The organism is Pseudoflavonifractor phocaeensis (assembly GCF_016901955.1).
GTDB lineage: Bacteria > Bacillota > Clostridia > Oscillospirales > Oscillospiraceae > Flavonifractor > Flavonifractor phocaeensis_A.
The window spans coordinates 1-15,865 of the sequence record NZ_JACJLC010000070.1; the positions used below are offsets into that span (position 1 = coordinate 1).

Consider the following 15,865-nt stretch of genomic DNA (forward strand, 5'->3'; position numbering starts at 1 on the left):
ACCATCATGCCGATGAGCATCATGGCGGCCAGAGCCAGGCTGAGAACACGCTTGAGGTTTCTCATTTGGTATTCCTCCTTAATTTTTTTAGACTTTAGGCAAGGAAACATGCTCTGGCCAAGTCCGCAAACCTTTCTGCCCCAAGGGATTGAAGAAGGGACAATGGCTACCGGTAGCCGCCAGGTAGCCAAAATTCCTCGAAAAATCAGGCAATTTCCTCCCTAAGAATGATTGACGCAAGTGAAAATACCTGACACAATGTGAATAGTACGCGGTTTTTCGACAAATTAATCTGCGCGTATTAGGAGGGATCACAATTGGCAAGAAAGGCGATCAAAAAAAATCTGGCGTACGATGACAAAAAGCGGCTGTATTATGTCTGCTTTAATTATGGCACCGACGCGGATGGACGAAGAGACCGTCGGGTGCGAACTTTTACAGATCTGGCGGAAGCGGAAATGGCTCTGGAGCAATTTCAGAGTGGAAGAGGCGGACGACTGCCCTGTGATTCCAGCAGGCTGACCCTGGCGGAATGGCTGGAATACTGGCTTGAGGAGGTCATTGCCCCAAACCGGGCATATACCACTTACTACTGCTACCGATCGGTCATCAAAAACCACGTCAACCCCGCCATGGGACGGATCAGGCTCAACCACCTGGAGCCCTGGCATATTCAGAAATACTACGCACAAAAAATGCGGGAGGGTAACCTGGATTCCAACAGCGTCCACAAACACCATATCCTGCTCCACACAGCGCTCCAATTTGCCTTCCGCCAGCGCATTCTGCGGGAAAATCCGGTAGCTCGGGTGGAGGCTCCTCGGGAGCATCCTACCCGCCAGTTTTACTACACCCCGGAGCAGCTGCGAGAGCTCTTCCGGGCAGTGGAAGGGAACTGGCTGGAGCTGGTGGTCAAGTTGGGAGCCTACCTGGGCCTGCGTCGGGGGGAGATATGCGGCCTGCGGTGGTCGGATATCGACTTTGAGCACTACATGATCCGCATCCAGGTCACCCGTACCACCGCGGGCCACCGGGTGGTGGAAAAGGAACCCAAAACCAAAAGCTCCATCCGCACCCTGGGAATTGCCGGGCTAGATGACCTGAACCGGCTGCTCCATTCCATCCGGGAGGAGCAGTTAAAACGTGCCGCGGAGCAGGAAAATTACCAGGACAGCGGTTATGTACTCACTGACCACAGGGGGATGCCCAGGCACCCCAACTCGGTGACCTGGGCCTTCCGGCTCTTCGTACTGGATCACGGGCTTCCTCCCATCACAGTCCACGGTCTGCGACACACCTTCGCCAGCCTGGCCAACAGCGCCCGCATTCCCCTGGTGGATATCGGAAAAGCCCTTGGACACAAGGACGTATCCATTACCGGACGTGTATATACCCATATCTTTGATCAGACCCACCAGGAGGTGCTCAACACTGTGGCCGCCCGCATCGAGACTGGCTAGAGCTGTGACAGGGATGTTCCCGTCCAGAGCTGAAATGATGAAGACCGTGGGGATGATATGAGCACGCTTGGCTGTCAGACCGTTTGCACCCTGGTCACACTTTTCGGCTCCGCTTCTTTTATACAATAAATAAAAACGGCGGCTTGATTAGAAGCCGCCGTTTCATGCATAAAGAAGGGCCTGCTGCAAAATGAGCAAAATACATAATCACCTTGTCATCCGCACAAAAAAATGGCCGCCAAGCGGCCATTTTTTTGTGGGGATCCGTTCCTCCATCCGGAAAAACAGATTGTCATGCCAGTGTGCCCATTGGCTTCCAATGACAGGCTTATGCAAAACAGCTGTTTTGCAACAGACCCATGAGTTGCTATTTGTTCAGCCGGTCGAAGTGGGCTGGCAGGGGAGCTGCCGCCCGGTGTGGTCGATGGTGTAGTCGGCGCCGTAGGTGCCCGACAGGATGAGCTGGGAGATGGGAACGAAGGTGTAGCCCTCCTGGAGCAGGCACTGGAGGATATCCGACAGAGCCTCGGGAGTGTGGAGAGCGGCGTTATGGAAAAGGACGATAGAGCCAGGACAGACCTTGTTTGTCACCCGCTGGGTGATCTCGCTGGCGGAGATCTCCTTCCAGTCCAGGCTGTCACTGTCCCATACAGCTTCAAGGCGTTGGGGCGCAGGCCATTCCGGCATTTTCCAAACGGTTACATCTTTTCTGCGCTGGGAGATTTGACGGTTACGCTGTGACAGACAGACGGGGCCGGAAGCCTATGGCTGCCGGCCCCGTGCCATGCAGAAAAATCAGACGCGCACCTTGTCGATAAACTGTCGGAACTCCTCCCGGCCCCAGAGGACGGGCACAGGATAAAGCGGATTGGCCTCCTTCATGGCCCAGGTAATGATCTGGGGTACATCCTCGTCTTTGATCATGTCCAGCTTTTCGGGAATCCCCATTTCCCGCTTCATATCGACAATCCACTGGATAAAGCGCTTGGCCTTCTCCTCCTGGGTGCCCGGCCCCATCTGGCAGAGATCGGCCAGCCGGGCAAGCCGGGGATAGACGGCCGGGCCGAAGGCCTCCATCACATGGGGCAGCAGGACGGACATGGCAAGACCGTGGGGCGTTCCGTACAGCCCTCCCAGCGTGTGGCCGATGGCATGGACATAGCCCACACAGCCCCGGGTAAAGGCGCGGCCAGCCTTGAAGGCGGCGATCTGCATATTCTGGCGGGCCTCCAGATTCTTGCCGTCGCGGTATGCCGCAAGCAGGTTGTCATGGATCAGGCGGACGGCCTCCTCCGCATACCGGTTTTCCAGCTTGGTGTTGTAGGTATGGTTGGTGTATGCCTCCACGGCGTGGCACAAGGCGTCCATCCCGGTGGTGGCCGTGATGAAGGGGGGCAGGCCGATGGTCAGTTCCGGATCCAGGACGGCGTAGTGGGGGAGAATGGCGGTATCGTTAATGGAGGCCTTGTGGTGGGTGGCGGCATCGGTGATGACAGCGGCCACTGTGGTCTCCGAGCCGGTACCGGCGGTGGTAGGAACGGCCACAAAGGGCGGGATCTTGCGGCGGCGGTTGACCTTCAGCAGGCCCTGCATCTGGGCCACCGACCGCTTGGGCCGGACGACCCGGGCGCTGATGGCTTTGGCGCAGTCGATGGGAGAGCCGCCGCCGATGGCCACGACTCCCTTGCAGCCATGTTCCAGATAGAGCTTCAGCCCCTCCTCCACGTTATCCGAGGTGGGATTTGGCGCGACCCCGTCATAGACCGTGCAGGTGATCCCCGCCTTCTTCATGGCCTCCAGCATGGGAACCGGAAGCCCCAGCTTCATCAGGCTGGCATCGGTGACCACCAGGATCCGTTTGATGCCCTTCTTCTGAAGTAAGGCGGGCAGCCGCTTGATGCTTCCAGCGCCTTTCATCGTCTCCGGGGTCCGGTAGTTCAAAAAATAATGGCCCAGCTTCATGATAGCCTGAAAGGTTCTGCAATAGACTTTGGACAGGGTATTCATAACGTGACGCTCCTTTCCTGATATTCACTTTGTCAGATCAGCGTAATGGCCCCCACGGGACACCGGTCGGCGCAGATCCCGCAGCCGATACAGTCCTCCGGAGTGCGGAGCAGGGCGATCATGGTGATGTCCCCGTGGTACCGGGGGTTGGAAATGGACAGACACTCTTTGGGGCAGTTTTCCACACAGACAGAACAGGCGGCACACAGAGCCGGGTCGATCTCCGGCTTTTTCCACTGGCTTTTGGGGATTTTTACCGCCGGTACCCCCCGGTCATCCACAATGGCGCCGAAGGCGCACAGCTTTCCGCACAGGCCGCAGCTGACGCAGCGGTCGGGATCAATGGTGTGCGGCTGCTTTGTCTGGCCTGTAATGGCCATGACAGGACAATTTTTGCTGCAAAGGGTACAGCCTTTGCATTGATCCGTAATCCGATAGGACATTGCTCAAGACCTCCTCTCAGCCGCCGCTGGCCGGGGTAAGCAACACGACGGCGTCCCCATCCCGGAGGGCGTGGCGCGGCCCGCACTGCTTGCCGTTGATTGAGATGATACAGGAGCGCAGCTCCCGGACCGTGACCTGCTCCATCCCGGTATGGGAGGACAGCTCTGCCAGCTGGGAGAACAGTTCGGTCAGATTCCGGGCCTCCAGCTGATATTCCTTCAAACCGGACCGCAGGCGCAGCGCGCCAAACAGCTTGACGCTCACCATATCAGTCAGCTCCTTTCAGACCCAGCTTTTTCAGGGTCTGGGGAGTCGGAATCCCGTTGGAATCCCACCCCCGGGCGGCGTAATAAACCGGGGTCATTTTTTTCAGAGGCACCCGGGTTTTGGGGTTGTTGGGCTGCTGGGGCTCGTCCGTCAGACGTTTGGGAAGGGTATCGTCCTTGGCGGAGACGCCGAACCGGCAGTTTACACTGCGCTCCAGGGTGTAGCCCCGGCTGCCCACATTCATATAGTCGCCGAAGGTCATGGGCATGCCGGTGGCATACTGGAACCCCCGGGTGTGGTGGAACACGGGGGACAGGTGCATATGTACGGCCCGGGGACACCGGTTGAGCAGACGGATGACCATCCCCGTGTGGGGGAGCAGCTTGTTGGCTGCCCGGGTATACCAGGCGTTGGGCCTGGACATCAGGGGAGCGGGGAAGAAAGCGTAGGAGGTGAACAGGCACTGTCCGGTGGCGGAGATCATCTCCATCAGGTTCTGGAACATGACGGTGAGATCCGCCTTGGCCTTGGGGGTCTGGGCGTCAATGTTCAGCCCCAGTCCCTCCAGAATCACCAGATACCCGCCGTTGAGGTGGCAGCCGCCCCGGTTGGACACCGCATAGCCCAGGCCCATGCCAACTGCGTGGCGGGGTTCGTAGGCGGACAGCTCCAGCCCCTTGGAGTGGATGGCAAACTCCTTGCCGCCGTATTTTTCCGACAGGCGTCTGCTGCCGTCGGCCAGCTCGTCGCCGATCCCCCGGCGGTGGGCGATGTTCTCCCACAGCTGGGAGATGCCGTCCACCTGGCCGAAGTTCAGACCGCAGTTCCAGATCCCCTTTTCGTTGGCCTCCATGGCCCAGGCCAGGGTGCCTGCGGCGGAGATGGAGTCCATGCCCAGTTCATCCAGTTCATAGTTCCACCGCAGCAGCAGTTCCATGTTGTCGTTGCGGATGCCGCCGCCCAGCAGCCCCAGGGTCTCCAGCTCCGGGCCCTTCACCTCCTGGCCGTCCACTGCCACGGTGCGGGCGCACCGGATGGGACAGGTGAGGCAGCCCTTATTGACCACGTTGAATTCCTCGGCCAGCCGTTCGCCGTTGACCTTCTCAAAGGATTCATTCTGGCCGTAGCGGAAGTTCTCCGTGGCAAGGATGCGCCGCATCTGCATCTGGCTGACCAGACCGGCGGTGCCGATCCGGGGCAGCTGCTCGCCGGTGAGTGGATGAGAGCGGAGGTAGCGGAACCATTTCCGGTTCCAGGCCATCATTTTTTCTGCATCATAGGCCCGCACCACATGGTTGCCCGTGACTGTAATGGCTTTCAGATTCATCCAGCCCATGATGGCGCCCATGCCGGTGCGGCCGGAGATGCGCTCATTGCTGACAATGGAGGCATAGAGCACCCGGTTTTCGCCGGCCGGCCCGATGCACAGCTTTCCGCTTTTGTCCGGGCCACCCCGCTGGGTCAGCAGGTCGGAGAGGGCCTGCTGGGTCGCAGATGTACTCTTTCCCCACAACTCGTCGGCATTGTGAAAGACAAATTTGTCGTTGGTGATCTCCAGCCAGGTGTGCTCCCTGGCCTGTCCCCGGAGGATCAGGGCATCATAGCCGGCTTTCTTCAGATAATAGCCGAAATTGCCTCCGCAGTTGGAGGAAGCCAGCAGACCGGTCTGGGGGGACAGGGTGGAGATGTTGAACCGGCTGGAGCTGGGAGCACCGGTGCCGGTCAGGGGGCCGGTGGCGATGACCAGCAGGTTCCGGTCGGAAAAAGGCTCCTCCTTGCCCGTCAGGTGGTCGCTGAGGATTTTGGCGGCCATGATCTTTCCGCCGATGAACAATTCACGATCCCGGTCAGTCCAGGGATAGGGACTGACCGTGCCGGTGGCCAGATCCACCTGGGCCACCTTTCCCATGTACCCGCCGTATTTGGATGACATAGTCTCGCCTCCCGCGCGCAGGGCTTGCGGAGCCTGCGCTTCTCATGTCTGGTTGTAATCTTTCCTGTCATACCGGCCTGGCTCAGAGGGTGTAGAAGTCCAGAAACGCCTGTGTTTCGGCGCAGCGGGGATGAGAGAGGACCTGCCCGGTCTCTCCCTGCTCCACCAGACGCCCGTCCTTGAGAAAGAGGACCTGTCCGGCCATCCGCCGGGCCTGGGTCATGGAGTGGGTGACCAGCACCACGGTACACCTTGTTCTGGCCTGATACTCCAGCAGGATCTCCTCGCTCCGGAGAGCGGAGGCCACATCCATGGCCGCGGTGGGCTCATCCAGGATGAGAAGCGGGTGGTCCTCCATCAGCACCCTGGCCAGCGCCAGCCGGGCCGTCTCGCCGCCGGAGAGGCCCTTGGCATTCTGCCGGGCCAGCCCGGCCAGTCCGAAAGCCTCCAGTTGGGCCATGGCCCGCTCCCGTCCTGCGCCGGTGAGCTGCAGGTTCCGCACCACGCTCATCCGGAAGGAATAGGACCGCTGCGGCATATATCCTGCTTGCCCGACATAGGGAAAGCTGCCCTGATCTGGCTTTATCACGCCAGCCAGAATCCGGGCCAGAGTGGATTTTCCGCTGCCGTTGGCACCGATCACGGCGTGGATGGTGCCATCTGCCAGTTCCAGAGCGGGTAAATCCAGCACTCTACGGCCGCCGTAGGTCTTTGTGATAGGGGGCAGATTCATCGTTTCAACCCCCAGTGCAGCAGGGCCACCCCGGCATTCAGCAGCAGGGAGATAGCCAGCAGGATAATCCCCAGGGCCAGAGCGGTGGTAAAGTCCCCCATATTGGTGTAGTTCATGATGGCGGTGGTCATCACGTTGGTCTTGTAGGCAATGGCGCCTCCCACCATGGACACCGCGCCCACCTCGGCAAAGGCCCGGCCCAGGCCCAGCAGGTAGGCGCTGACCAGCTGATATTGGCTTTCGTTAATGAGCAGCAGCAGGGTGCGGCCCCGGCCCAGGCCCATGCCGTGGGCGGTTTCCCGGATATCGGGAGCCACCGTGGACACATGGGCCTCCATGCTGCCGGCGATGAGGGGAACCAGCAGAATGATCTGGGCGATGACCATGCCTGTCACCGTGTACAGCAGCCGCAGATGGCGCAGAGGTCCCACCCCGGAAAAGAGCATGTAGCACACCAGGCCCACCACCACCGGCGGAAGGCCCATCAGCGTCCGGTTGACCACCACCAGGGCCCGTTTGCCCCGGCCGGAATAGCTGCCCAGCAGCACCCCCAGGGGGGCGCCCGCCGCCAGGGCGATGACGGAGCTTGCCAGCACCATGCGCAGGGTGGTGGCCAGAATACTCCCAAGCTGCCGGTCGCCGGAGGCGATCAGGGCCAGAGCCTGGACAAAGGCAGTCTTAATGGAACGTCCCTCCTTCTGTGAAAAAGGGCCTGCCAGGGGGCAGGCCCTTTTTGCGGCGGCCGGAGCCGCCGGGCCGCATCCTTTACTCGATAGCGCCGTTGCTGGCCCGGAAGGTGAGGAAGGTAGCCTTGTCCGAGAGGATGTAGGCACCCGTCTCCTCCGCCATGGTGAGACACACCCCCATACCCGCATTGGAGCAGGTGTACCAGTCGGCGTAGCCCTCCACGGAGGCGGCATCCGTCGTGATGCCCAGGTCCTCAGGCCACAGGGAGATCTCCTTGGTATGGGTGCCGGACTGGTCTCCACGGGAGACAAAGGGATACTTTCCTTCGGCAATGGCGGCAAAGGCATCCTTCACAGTGGCTGCCTCCTTCACACCGGCAGGATCGGCGGAGGGGCCGCAGAGGACGAAGTAGTTGTACATAAAGGTCAGCCGCTCCCCCTCGAAGCCGGGTAGCACGTAGGAGTAGCCGCCGTCCACAAAGTCCTCCTCCTGGCTCTTGGAGTGGACCAGCAGCAGATCAGCGTTGCCGTTCTGGGCGCTGGCAATGGCTTTTCCGGTACCGGCGGAGGTGACCTCCACGGTGTAGCCGTAGGCTTCTTCAAAGAGGGGCAGCAGATAGCCCAGCAGGCCGGAGTCGTTCACCGAAGTGGTGGTGGACATCCGGATGACCTTGGTCTCCTCCGTGGCCTGGGGGATGTCGGCGGCAGATGTGGGGCCGTCCTCCGTCAGATGGAAGAGGTACTCACCGTAGTCGGCGTAGCCGTAGTCCGCAATAGCGGCCTTGCCCGCCTCAGAGAGCATCCAGTTGATGAGGGCGGCAGCCCCCTCCGTATTGATATACACGTCGGACACCGGGTTGCCGTCGGCGTCGGCAAAGGGGGTGTCGGGATTGACCGCCAGCAGGGAATAGTTGTTGATCATGTCCTCGTCGGCCTCATAGAGGATAGTCAGGTCCACGCTCTCCGCCGGGGCCGCAGAGGGAGACTCATTGACAGCGGCATTCTGTGGTGCGCACCCGGCCAAACATCCTGCAACCAGGGAAAACGACAGCAAAAGGGCGGCAGTCTGTTTCTTCATTGCGGTTTCCTCTCCATTCCTTTTATTTTCCGTCCCTGACAGACCGATCCGGAAGGTGCGGTTGCAAAGGCTGCTTTTATACTTTAAATACTAATCTTATGCCGCGGGTTTGTCAACCGGCTTCCCCGAACCGCAGGGCCCATCCGGCGGCTTCCCGACCGGCCTCCGCTCCCTGGCGGCTCACCGTGTCTACCGTCCGGTGGATACTCCGGCAGTTGCCGCACAGAAACACCCAGGGGGGCAGCTGCTCCCCCAGCGGGCGGAGCAGCTCCCGCTCGGGGACCATGCCCAGAGCGGTGACCAGGGTGTCGCAGGGCTGAAAGCGTTCCGTTCCGCTGTCTAGCTGCCGGATGGTCACCCCACAGATGCGCCCCTCGCCGTGGATACAGCTGACAGTGCTCCGTGTGAGCAGGGGGATGCCGCAAGCCTGGATACATTGATGATAATTTCTGGGCAGACCGCCGCAGCGATCCCGCTGCTCCACCACGGCCTCCACTGTGCAGCCTGCCAGGGTAAACTGACGGGCCATGATCAGGCCCACGTCCCCGCTGCCCAGGATCACAATCCTGCGACCCAGGGAGAGGCCCTGGAGATTGACCATACGTTGGGCCTGGCCGGCGGTAAAGATCCCCGCCGGCCGGGTACCGGGGAGGGCCAGGGCCCCGATGGGGATCTCCCGACACCCGGCGGCCAGCACCAGGGCCTTAAAGGAGATTTCCTCCACCCCGGACCGCCCGGAGAGCAGGGCCCGGCGGTCCGGACTGACCGAGAGAACCGTGGTATCCAGGCACAGCGCAATGGGAGCAGCCCTGACCATGTCCGCCCAGCGGGCAGCATAATCCGCTCCGGTCATCTCCCGGCGGAAGATACCCATGCCGAAGCCGGTGTGGAGGCACTGAGGGAGCACACCCCCCAGCCGGGTACTCCGGTCCGCCAGAAGGACGGCATTTGCACCCGCCTCCCGAGCGGAAAGGGCGGCCGCCATCCCCGCCGCACCGGCTCCCACTACCAGTACGTCCCAGGTCATGTTCCCTCACCTCCCAGCAGGAGGCTGTCCGCCCCATCTTGGGTGACTTCTTCGGGGGACACGCCCAGCGTCCGGGCCAGAAGGTCCAGCACCTGATCGGCGCACCAGCTGCCCTGGCACCGGCCCAGCCCCGGGCCCACCCGGCGCTTGACCCCGTCCAGGGTCACCGCCCCCCGGCGGATGGCATCCAGGATCTCCCCCTCGGTCACGTCCTCGCAGCGGCAGATCACCCGGCCATAGGCGGGGTGGGCCTGTACCAAAGCACGGCGGGCGGCGCTGTCCAGATCCCGGGGCCGGGGCGGCAAAGGCCGGCAGGGATCAAAGTCCGGATTAGGCCGACCCTTCCCCACATAGGCCGCCGCCTCACCGGCCAGCATGGCCCCTAGGGCGTCGGCGCAGGTGAGCCCCGGAGTCTTGATGCCGATGAGGGACCAGAGACCGGGGCAGGGGGTGCTGATGGTGAAGCTGTGGATACCCTTGTCCTCGGGCACCCAGGCCTCGCCCTCCTGCCGGACGGAAAAGGGATTGGGGCGGACCGCCCCGAAGGCCCGGATCACCTGACTCAGATCCAGGCCAGGTACCACCCTGGCCGCCGTGCGCCGGAGAAAATCCAGCCCCTCCGGCGTGACCGCCCGGTGGGGCGCCGCTCCGCCGGGCTGCTCCGAGGGGCCCAGGAGCAGCTTGCCGTCGGTGGTGGGGATCAGGGTCAGGCCCTTCCCCTTTTGCTCCGGCTCCTGAAAGATCACGTGGTGGACATAGGGGCCCGTCGGCTGATCCAGAACCAGATAGTCCGCCCGGTCGGGAATGACCCGCACGGTGGGCGGGGCGCACAACTCCTGGATGCGGTGGGCCTCCAGGCCGCAGCAGTTGAGCACAGCCCTCGCCCGGAGGGTATGTGTACCGGCGGCAATCACCCAGTCCTTCCCCTCCCGGCGCAGGGCAGTGACCGGGGCATTGAGATAGACCTGGCAGCCGTTGGCTTGGGCATTCTCATAAGCGGCATAGCACAGGGCCCAGGGGTCGGTCACCCCGGTACCGGAGGCAAGGAGGGCGGAGGTGATGCCCGGGGCCAGTCCGGGCTCCAGGGCCGCCGCCTGGGCTCCGGTGAGGATGGACAGGCCCTCTACTCCGTTTTCCTGCCCCTGGTCATATTTGCGCCGTACCACCTGGTCCCCCCGGGGTCCATAGCTCACCAGCAGGGAGCCCCGGCGGACAAAGGAGACGGACAGCTGGGCGCACAGCTGCTCAAAGCTCCGGTTGGCCTGAACGCACAGCCGGGCTTTTAGGGTTCCGGGCTTATTGTCGCAGCCGGTGTAGACAATGGCACTGTTGCTCCGGGAGATGCCGGTGCACACGTCCTCCCGGGCCTCCACCAGTGCGCAGCGCAGCCGGTAGGAGGTGAGATGGCGGGCGGCAAAGCAGCCCAGCAGTCCGCCCCCCAGCACCACCACATCATAGCGCACCTCAGTAGACACGGCGCACCCGCCCCGGCTGATCCAGCGTATAGCCCCCCAGCTTCTCCAGCCGGTCCCGGAAGGCCGGGCTTGCCAGGATCCCCAGCACCTGGCGGACCACAGGGGCGTCCCAGGCGTAATCTGGGATGATCAGGTCGTACTGCTCCACGCATACCGGCAGGAAGTCCAGGCCGTAGATTTTTGCCGCAGACAGGATCCCCATACCCGCGTCGGCGGTGCCGCCGGCGATCTGGGCGGCCACGGCGGTATGGGTGAACTCCTCCCGGTCATATCCATAGACCCCGGCGGGGTCCACCCCCTCCTTCCGGCACAGGTAATCGGCCAGGATCCGGGTGCCGGACCCCTTCTGGCGGTTGACATATCGGATACCGGGCCGGCTGATGTCCCGGAATCCGGTGAGGTCCAGGGGGTTGCCGGGGGCCACCATCAGGCCCTGGGTTCGGCCCACGCACTCCACCTGGTACACGCCGCCCTTGGGGAACTGCTTTTCCAGGATGGCGGTATTGTAGGTGCCGTCGGCCTCGTTGAGCAGATGGCAGCCGGCCATATGGGTCTCCCTCCGGCGGATGGCCATGAGGCCCCCCATGGAGCCCACATGGGAGGAGCTCATATAGGCCGAGGGATCGGCCTGGTGGAGCAGGTCGGCCAGCTCGTCCAGCAGCGGGTCGTGGCTTCCGATGGTCACCAGGGTATGCTCCAGGTCCCGGGCAGGACGGAGCAGGCGGACGGAGACCTCCGTCCCCGCCTCCAGGCCCTCGCTGCCCTGGGGAATCTCCAGGATACCGTCGGCCTTCATAAAGGAGGAGACCATTCCGCTGCCCCTGGCCAGGGGCGCGGCCACCAGGCATCCTCCCACCCGGCCCAGCCGCACCCGGACAAATTCCTGGTATTTCAGGCTGGACACCACCCGGCGGCTCAGGACGGCCTGCGCCTGGGCGGGCAGCTCCGTCTCCCGGCCCAGCCACAGGTCCACCAGGGGGTGCAGCAGCTGCTCGATCACAATGATGCCGGACACCGGGTAACCGGGCACCCCCAGGATGGGCTTGCCCCCCTGACGGCCCAGGATGGCGGGCTTGCCGGGCTGGATGGCCAGCCCATGGCAGAAGACCTCCCCCACCTGGCCGATGACGGCGGAGGCGTAGTCCTCCCGCCCGGCGGAGGAGCCGGCGTTGAGCAGAACCATGTCGCACTGCTCCAGAGCCTGCTCCAAAGCGGCGCGGATGGCCTCCTCCCGGTCCGGGACAATGGGATAGACCCGTGGCTCCGCCCCCCACTGGTGCAGCATGGCCGAAAAGATGGAGGAGTTGAATTCCATTACGTCGCCGGGCCCGGGGGCGGCAGTAGGGGGAACCACCTCATCCCCGGTGGGGATGATGCCCACCACCGGCCTGGCCAGCACCTTCACCTCCAGCACCCCGGCGGCCAGCATGGCCCCGATGGCAGCGGGAGAGATCGCAGTATGGCCGGCCAGAATCATCTCCCCGGCACAGATATCCTCTCCGATCTGGCGGACGTGCTGCCAGGGGGCGGCAGCCTGGCGGATGACCGCCCGCCCGTCGGCAAAGACAACCTCTTCCACCATGATAACGGCATCCCGCCCCTCCGGCAGGGGATCACCGGTGTCCACCACCGCATACTGTTCGGGGGTCAGGGAGACCGGGGTGGTGTCGCTGGCTCCGAAGGTGTCCGCCGCAGTGACGGCGATGCCGTCCATGGCGCAGGCGGGGTAGTGGGGCGCGCAGATGCGGGCGTACACCGCCCCGGCAGTGGTCCGCCCTCCGGCAGCCGGAACGGGTATGGTTTCCGTCCGGGGGGCAAAGCCCGCCTCCAGCAGCAGAGCCAGGTACTGACTTCTGGCCTCGTCCAGAGGCCGGTTGTTGAGATATTGAAAGGCCATATCGGTCTCCTTCCCACAGGGAATGGTGAAAAACAGTTCAGTCGGCGGTAAACAGATAGACCGGGATCTGGGCTCCGGCAGGAAAGCCCTCGCAGTCCCGGGGAATGCAGAAATAGCCATCCGCTCCGGCCAGGGTGGTGATGAGCCCTGATTTGCCCCGGATGGGCAGGGCTTCCAGCCCCTCAGGACCCTGGCGGAGGATGGCACCGTTGTACTGGGCCCGGCCGTGGTTGGCGGAGACCGCCTCGGTGAGCCGGGCGGTGACCTGCCGCTGGCGCATGGTCCGCCCCTCCAGGCGGACCAGCAGAGCCCGGACAAAGAGCTGGGTGGTGAACAGGGCGGCTACCGGATGCCCCGGAAGCCCCACCATGGCTTTGCCCGATGCCGTTCTGCCCAGGAGCGTGGGCTTGCCCGGTTTCATGGCAATGCCGTGGAACAGCACCTCCCCCAGGGCGGACATGATCCGGCAGGCCGCATCCTTCTCCCCCACGGAGCTGCCCCCGGACAGGATCACCCCATCGCAGGCTTCCAGGGCCTCCTCCACCGTCCGGGTCAGCCGGTCCTCCTGATCGGGGATAATGCCGTAGAACCGGGTCAGAGCCCCGGCCTGCTCCAGCATGGCGCAGATCAAGGGGCCGTTCACATCCCGGACCTGGCCGGCGGCGGGGATACACTCCGGCGGCACCAGTTCATCCCCGGTGGAGATGACCCCCATCCGGAGGCGAGGCACTACCGGCACCGAGATCACCCCCAGGGCAGCCAGGGCACCGATATCCTGGGGCTCCAGCCGGCGGCCGGCGGGGAGCACCCTGTCACCGGGCTTGACGTCATCTCCCCGGAAGATCATGTTGTGGCCGGGGGCCACGCTTTTGAGCACCCCGATGGTGCCGTCGCCGTAGTCCTCGCACAGTTCCAGCATCTGCACAGCGTCCGCCCCCTGGGGCACTCCCCCGCCCGTGGGGACGGCGGCACAGTGACCCGGAGCCAGGGTCAGCCCCGCCCCCTCTCCCATCCGGACCTCCCCGGCCAGGATCAGCTGGGCGGGCAGGGCGTCGGAACAGCCGAAGGTGTCGGAGGCCCGGACGGCATAGCCGTCCACCGTGGAGCGGTGGAAGTCGGGCACCCAGGCATCAGCGGTCACATCCAGCGCCAGCACCCGCCCCAGCGCAGCGGCCAGCGGTACAGTTTCCGGAGGCAGGTCCAGAGGGGCAAAGGCGGTACGGATGATCTCCAGAGCCTCATCCGGCGTTTTGACATTGAGCATGGTGTTTCCCTCCTGCGAGCATGGCGGACGGCATGGAAAATCCTACCCCAGGGCTTGTCTCCCCTGGGGGAATCCGGTAAAATAAGTTCAAAATTGCGAAAAGAGAGGTGGATGTGTGATGCAGGAACGCTATGCCCGCAATCTGGGCCCCCTCACGGAACAGGACTGTCTGCAGCTGCAGAAGGGCCGGGTGTTTCTGGCCGGCTGCGGCGGACTGGGCGGGTATCTGCTGGAGCATCTGCTCCGGGTCGGGGTGGGAACCATCACAGTGTGCGACGGGGACAAGTTCGCGCCCAGCAACCTCAACCGCCAGCTGCTGGCCGACGCAGCAAGTCTGGGCCGGTCCAAAGCGGAGTGTGCATGTGAACGGGCCGCCCTGGTGAATCCGCAGGTGACGGTAAAGGTCGTCCCCACCTTCCTAACGGCAGAAAACGCCGACCATCTGATTGCCGGCCACCATTTGGCCCTGGACGCCCTGGACAGTCCGTCCGCCCGACGCATCCTGGCCAGCGCCTGCCGCCAGGCGGGCATCCCCTTGGTCCACGGGGCCATTCAGGGCTGGTATGCCCAGGCGGCGGTGATCCCACCGGAGAGCGACCTGATGGAGCGGCTCTATCCCACGGATGTCCCTGCGCATCCGGAGCAGGGAAACCTCTCGCCCACGGCGGGTCTGTGCGCGGCTGTCCAGGCCGGCGAGGCCATCCGGCTTCTGTGCGGCCGGGCCAGCCCTCTGGCGGGGAAGCTGCTGTGGATGGATCTGCTGGAGCAGGAGTATCAGGTGCTCCCGCTCTGACGTGCGGCGCCGTTCAGGCGAAGGCCGCCCGGAAGGGGGCGTGGCTGTCCGAGCCGGCGGGGCGCCTGACAAAACGGATAGGCACATGCCTTTGATTGATCGCTCTTTTTGAAAATTATAGACCTGCCAGTTTATAAAAGCAACCTCCACTTTGGCCCCGGAGCGTCGTCTGGTGCGAGCCGTCGTGCCGCAAGGATTTCCAGTTGCCTGAGATGATTGTCTCACACAGCTACTGGAGCACCTGATGCCCTGAGGTCCGGAAATAAGACCGCAAAATACAGAAAAGTAGCCTAGTAACTATGAGTGTCTACTTTTGTTTTACAGGTGCACGGATTGGGAAATCTTCCTGAGTATACATACGTTTCCTTCCTTTCAGGCGGCGGCGCCGCCGGTTTGATGAGAAAATAAAATACCGTGCAGGGCGTAGGCCTACACGGAAAGGGGAAACAGGGTATACTATCCCTGCGGTGCGGACGCAGTCCGTTGTGCAGGTGGGTTAGCACCTGCGCAGGTGTAGTGGAGTTGCAGCTCCACTGCATTGCCGCTATTTTATGCAGATTATATGATATACGGTTGCATATTAACGTCGTAAGCGCGATCAAATATTCCAGATGATCTCGACCCCGTCCTCGGACACATCGATCCTACGGATCAACTGTGCCGCCACCACCTTTTTTTCTTCAAAGCTCAGGGCGGGGAAGTCCAGGGTGACCGGGACGACCACCCGCTTTTTTTCGCGGCGCTGGGCCTCCAGCAGCCGCTGCCGCTCCTGTTCCAGCCGGGCCAGAGACCGGCGCAGAT

16 protein-coding genes are annotated in these 15,865 nt (G+C 62.9%); 3 read left to right on the forward strand and 13 right to left on the reverse strand.

What is annotated here, in order from left to right; all coding sequences use genetic code 11:
- Both H6B51_RS13140 and H6B51_RS13145 read left to right on the forward strand, forming a co-directional pair.
- Positions 1–225: hypothetical protein (locus tag H6B51_RS13140; RefSeq protein ID WP_204884126.1), on the forward strand; the 225-nt coding region annotated here is incomplete at its 5' end.
- Positions 226–317: 92 nt separating this feature from the next.
- Positions 318–1,460, forward strand: a complete 1,143-nt coding sequence (locus H6B51_RS13145; protein ID WP_204884127.1) for a tyrosine-type recombinase/integrase — start codon at positions 318–320, stop codon at positions 1,458–1,460.
- Positions 1,461–1,835: 375 nt separating this feature from the next.
- Here the strand turns inward: H6B51_RS13145 and H6B51_RS13150 are convergent, their stop codons facing one another.
- The 12 genes from H6B51_RS13150 to H6B51_RS13205 all read right to left on the reverse strand — a co-directional run bounded on the left by H6B51_RS13150 (position 1,836) and on the right by H6B51_RS13205 (position 14,271).
- A complete protein-coding gene (locus H6B51_RS13150) occupies positions 1,836–2,147 on the reverse strand; it encodes a polysaccharide deacetylase family protein (protein WP_243421302.1) in 312 nt (103 codons plus the stop codon).
- 108 nt (positions 2,148–2,255) lie between these two features.
- Positions 2,256–3,467, reverse strand: coding sequence for an iron-containing alcohol dehydrogenase (locus tag H6B51_RS13155; protein ID WP_335342159.1), 1,212 nt, complete (start codon positions 3,465–3,467; stop codon positions 2,256–2,258).
- A gap of 32 nt (positions 3,468–3,499) precedes the next feature.
- A complete protein-coding gene (locus tag H6B51_RS13160) occupies positions 3,500–3,910 on the reverse strand; it encodes a 4Fe-4S binding protein (RefSeq protein WP_204884128.1) in 411 nt (136 codons plus the stop codon).
- A gap of 16 nt (positions 3,911–3,926) precedes the next feature.
- Positions 3,927–4,178, reverse strand: a complete 252-nt coding sequence (locus H6B51_RS13165; protein ID WP_204884129.1) for a MoaD/ThiS family protein — start codon at positions 4,176–4,178, stop codon at positions 3,927–3,929.
- 1 nt (position 4,179) lies between these two features.
- Complete coding sequence (locus H6B51_RS13170; protein WP_204884130.1) at positions 4,180–6,111, reverse strand: aldehyde ferredoxin oxidoreductase family protein; 1,932 nt, start codon at positions 6,109–6,111, stop codon at positions 4,180–4,182.
- Between the two features lie 82 nt (positions 6,112–6,193).
- Positions 6,194–6,844 carry an ATP-binding cassette domain-containing protein gene (locus H6B51_RS13175; protein ID WP_204884131.1) on the reverse strand — a complete coding sequence of 217 codons (651 nt, stop codon included), beginning with the start codon at positions 6,842–6,844 and terminating at the stop codon, positions 6,194–6,196.
- A complete protein-coding gene (locus H6B51_RS13180) occupies positions 6,841–7,443 on the reverse strand; it encodes an ABC transporter permease (protein WP_204884132.1) in 603 nt (200 codons plus the stop codon). The genes H6B51_RS13175 and H6B51_RS13180 overlap by 4 nt, the downstream gene beginning before the upstream one ends.
- A 166-nt stretch (positions 7,444–7,609) precedes the next feature.
- Positions 7,610–8,608: an ABC transporter substrate-binding protein gene (locus tag H6B51_RS13185; protein ID WP_204884133.1), complete on the reverse strand. Its 999-nt coding sequence runs from the start codon at positions 8,606–8,608 to the stop codon at positions 7,610–7,612.
- 112 nt (positions 8,609–8,720) lie between these two features.
- Entirely contained in the window at positions 8,721–9,635 is a 915-nt protein-coding gene (locus tag H6B51_RS13190; protein WP_204884134.1) for an NAD(P)/FAD-dependent oxidoreductase, read from the reverse strand.
- Complete coding sequence (locus tag H6B51_RS13195; RefSeq protein ID WP_204884135.1) at positions 9,632–11,110, reverse strand: NAD(P)/FAD-dependent oxidoreductase; 1,479 nt, start codon at positions 11,108–11,110, stop codon at positions 9,632–9,634. The genes H6B51_RS13190 and H6B51_RS13195 overlap by 4 nt, the downstream gene beginning before the upstream one ends.
- Positions 11,100–13,007, reverse strand: coding sequence for a molybdopterin biosynthesis protein (locus H6B51_RS13200; protein WP_204884136.1), 1,908 nt, complete (start codon positions 13,005–13,007; stop codon positions 11,100–11,102). The genes H6B51_RS13195 and H6B51_RS13200 overlap by 11 nt, the downstream gene beginning before the upstream one ends.
- Positions 13,008–13,044: 37 nt before the next feature.
- Positions 13,045–14,271: a molybdopterin molybdotransferase MoeA gene (locus H6B51_RS13205; RefSeq protein ID WP_204884137.1), complete on the reverse strand. Its 1,227-nt coding sequence runs from the start codon at positions 14,269–14,271 to the stop codon at positions 13,045–13,047.
- Between the two features lie 118 nt (positions 14,272–14,389).
- Between H6B51_RS13205 and H6B51_RS13210 the strand changes: the two genes are divergently transcribed.
- Positions 14,390–15,064, forward strand: coding sequence for a HesA/MoeB/ThiF family protein (locus H6B51_RS13210; RefSeq protein WP_204884138.1), 675 nt, complete (start codon positions 14,390–14,392; stop codon positions 15,062–15,064).
- A 598-nt stretch (positions 15,065–15,662) separates the two neighbouring features.
- Here H6B51_RS13210 and H6B51_RS13215 read toward each other — a convergent pair.
- The coding region (locus H6B51_RS13215) for a hypothetical protein (RefSeq protein ID WP_204884139.1) at positions 15,663–15,865 on the reverse strand (203 nt) is incomplete at its 5' end.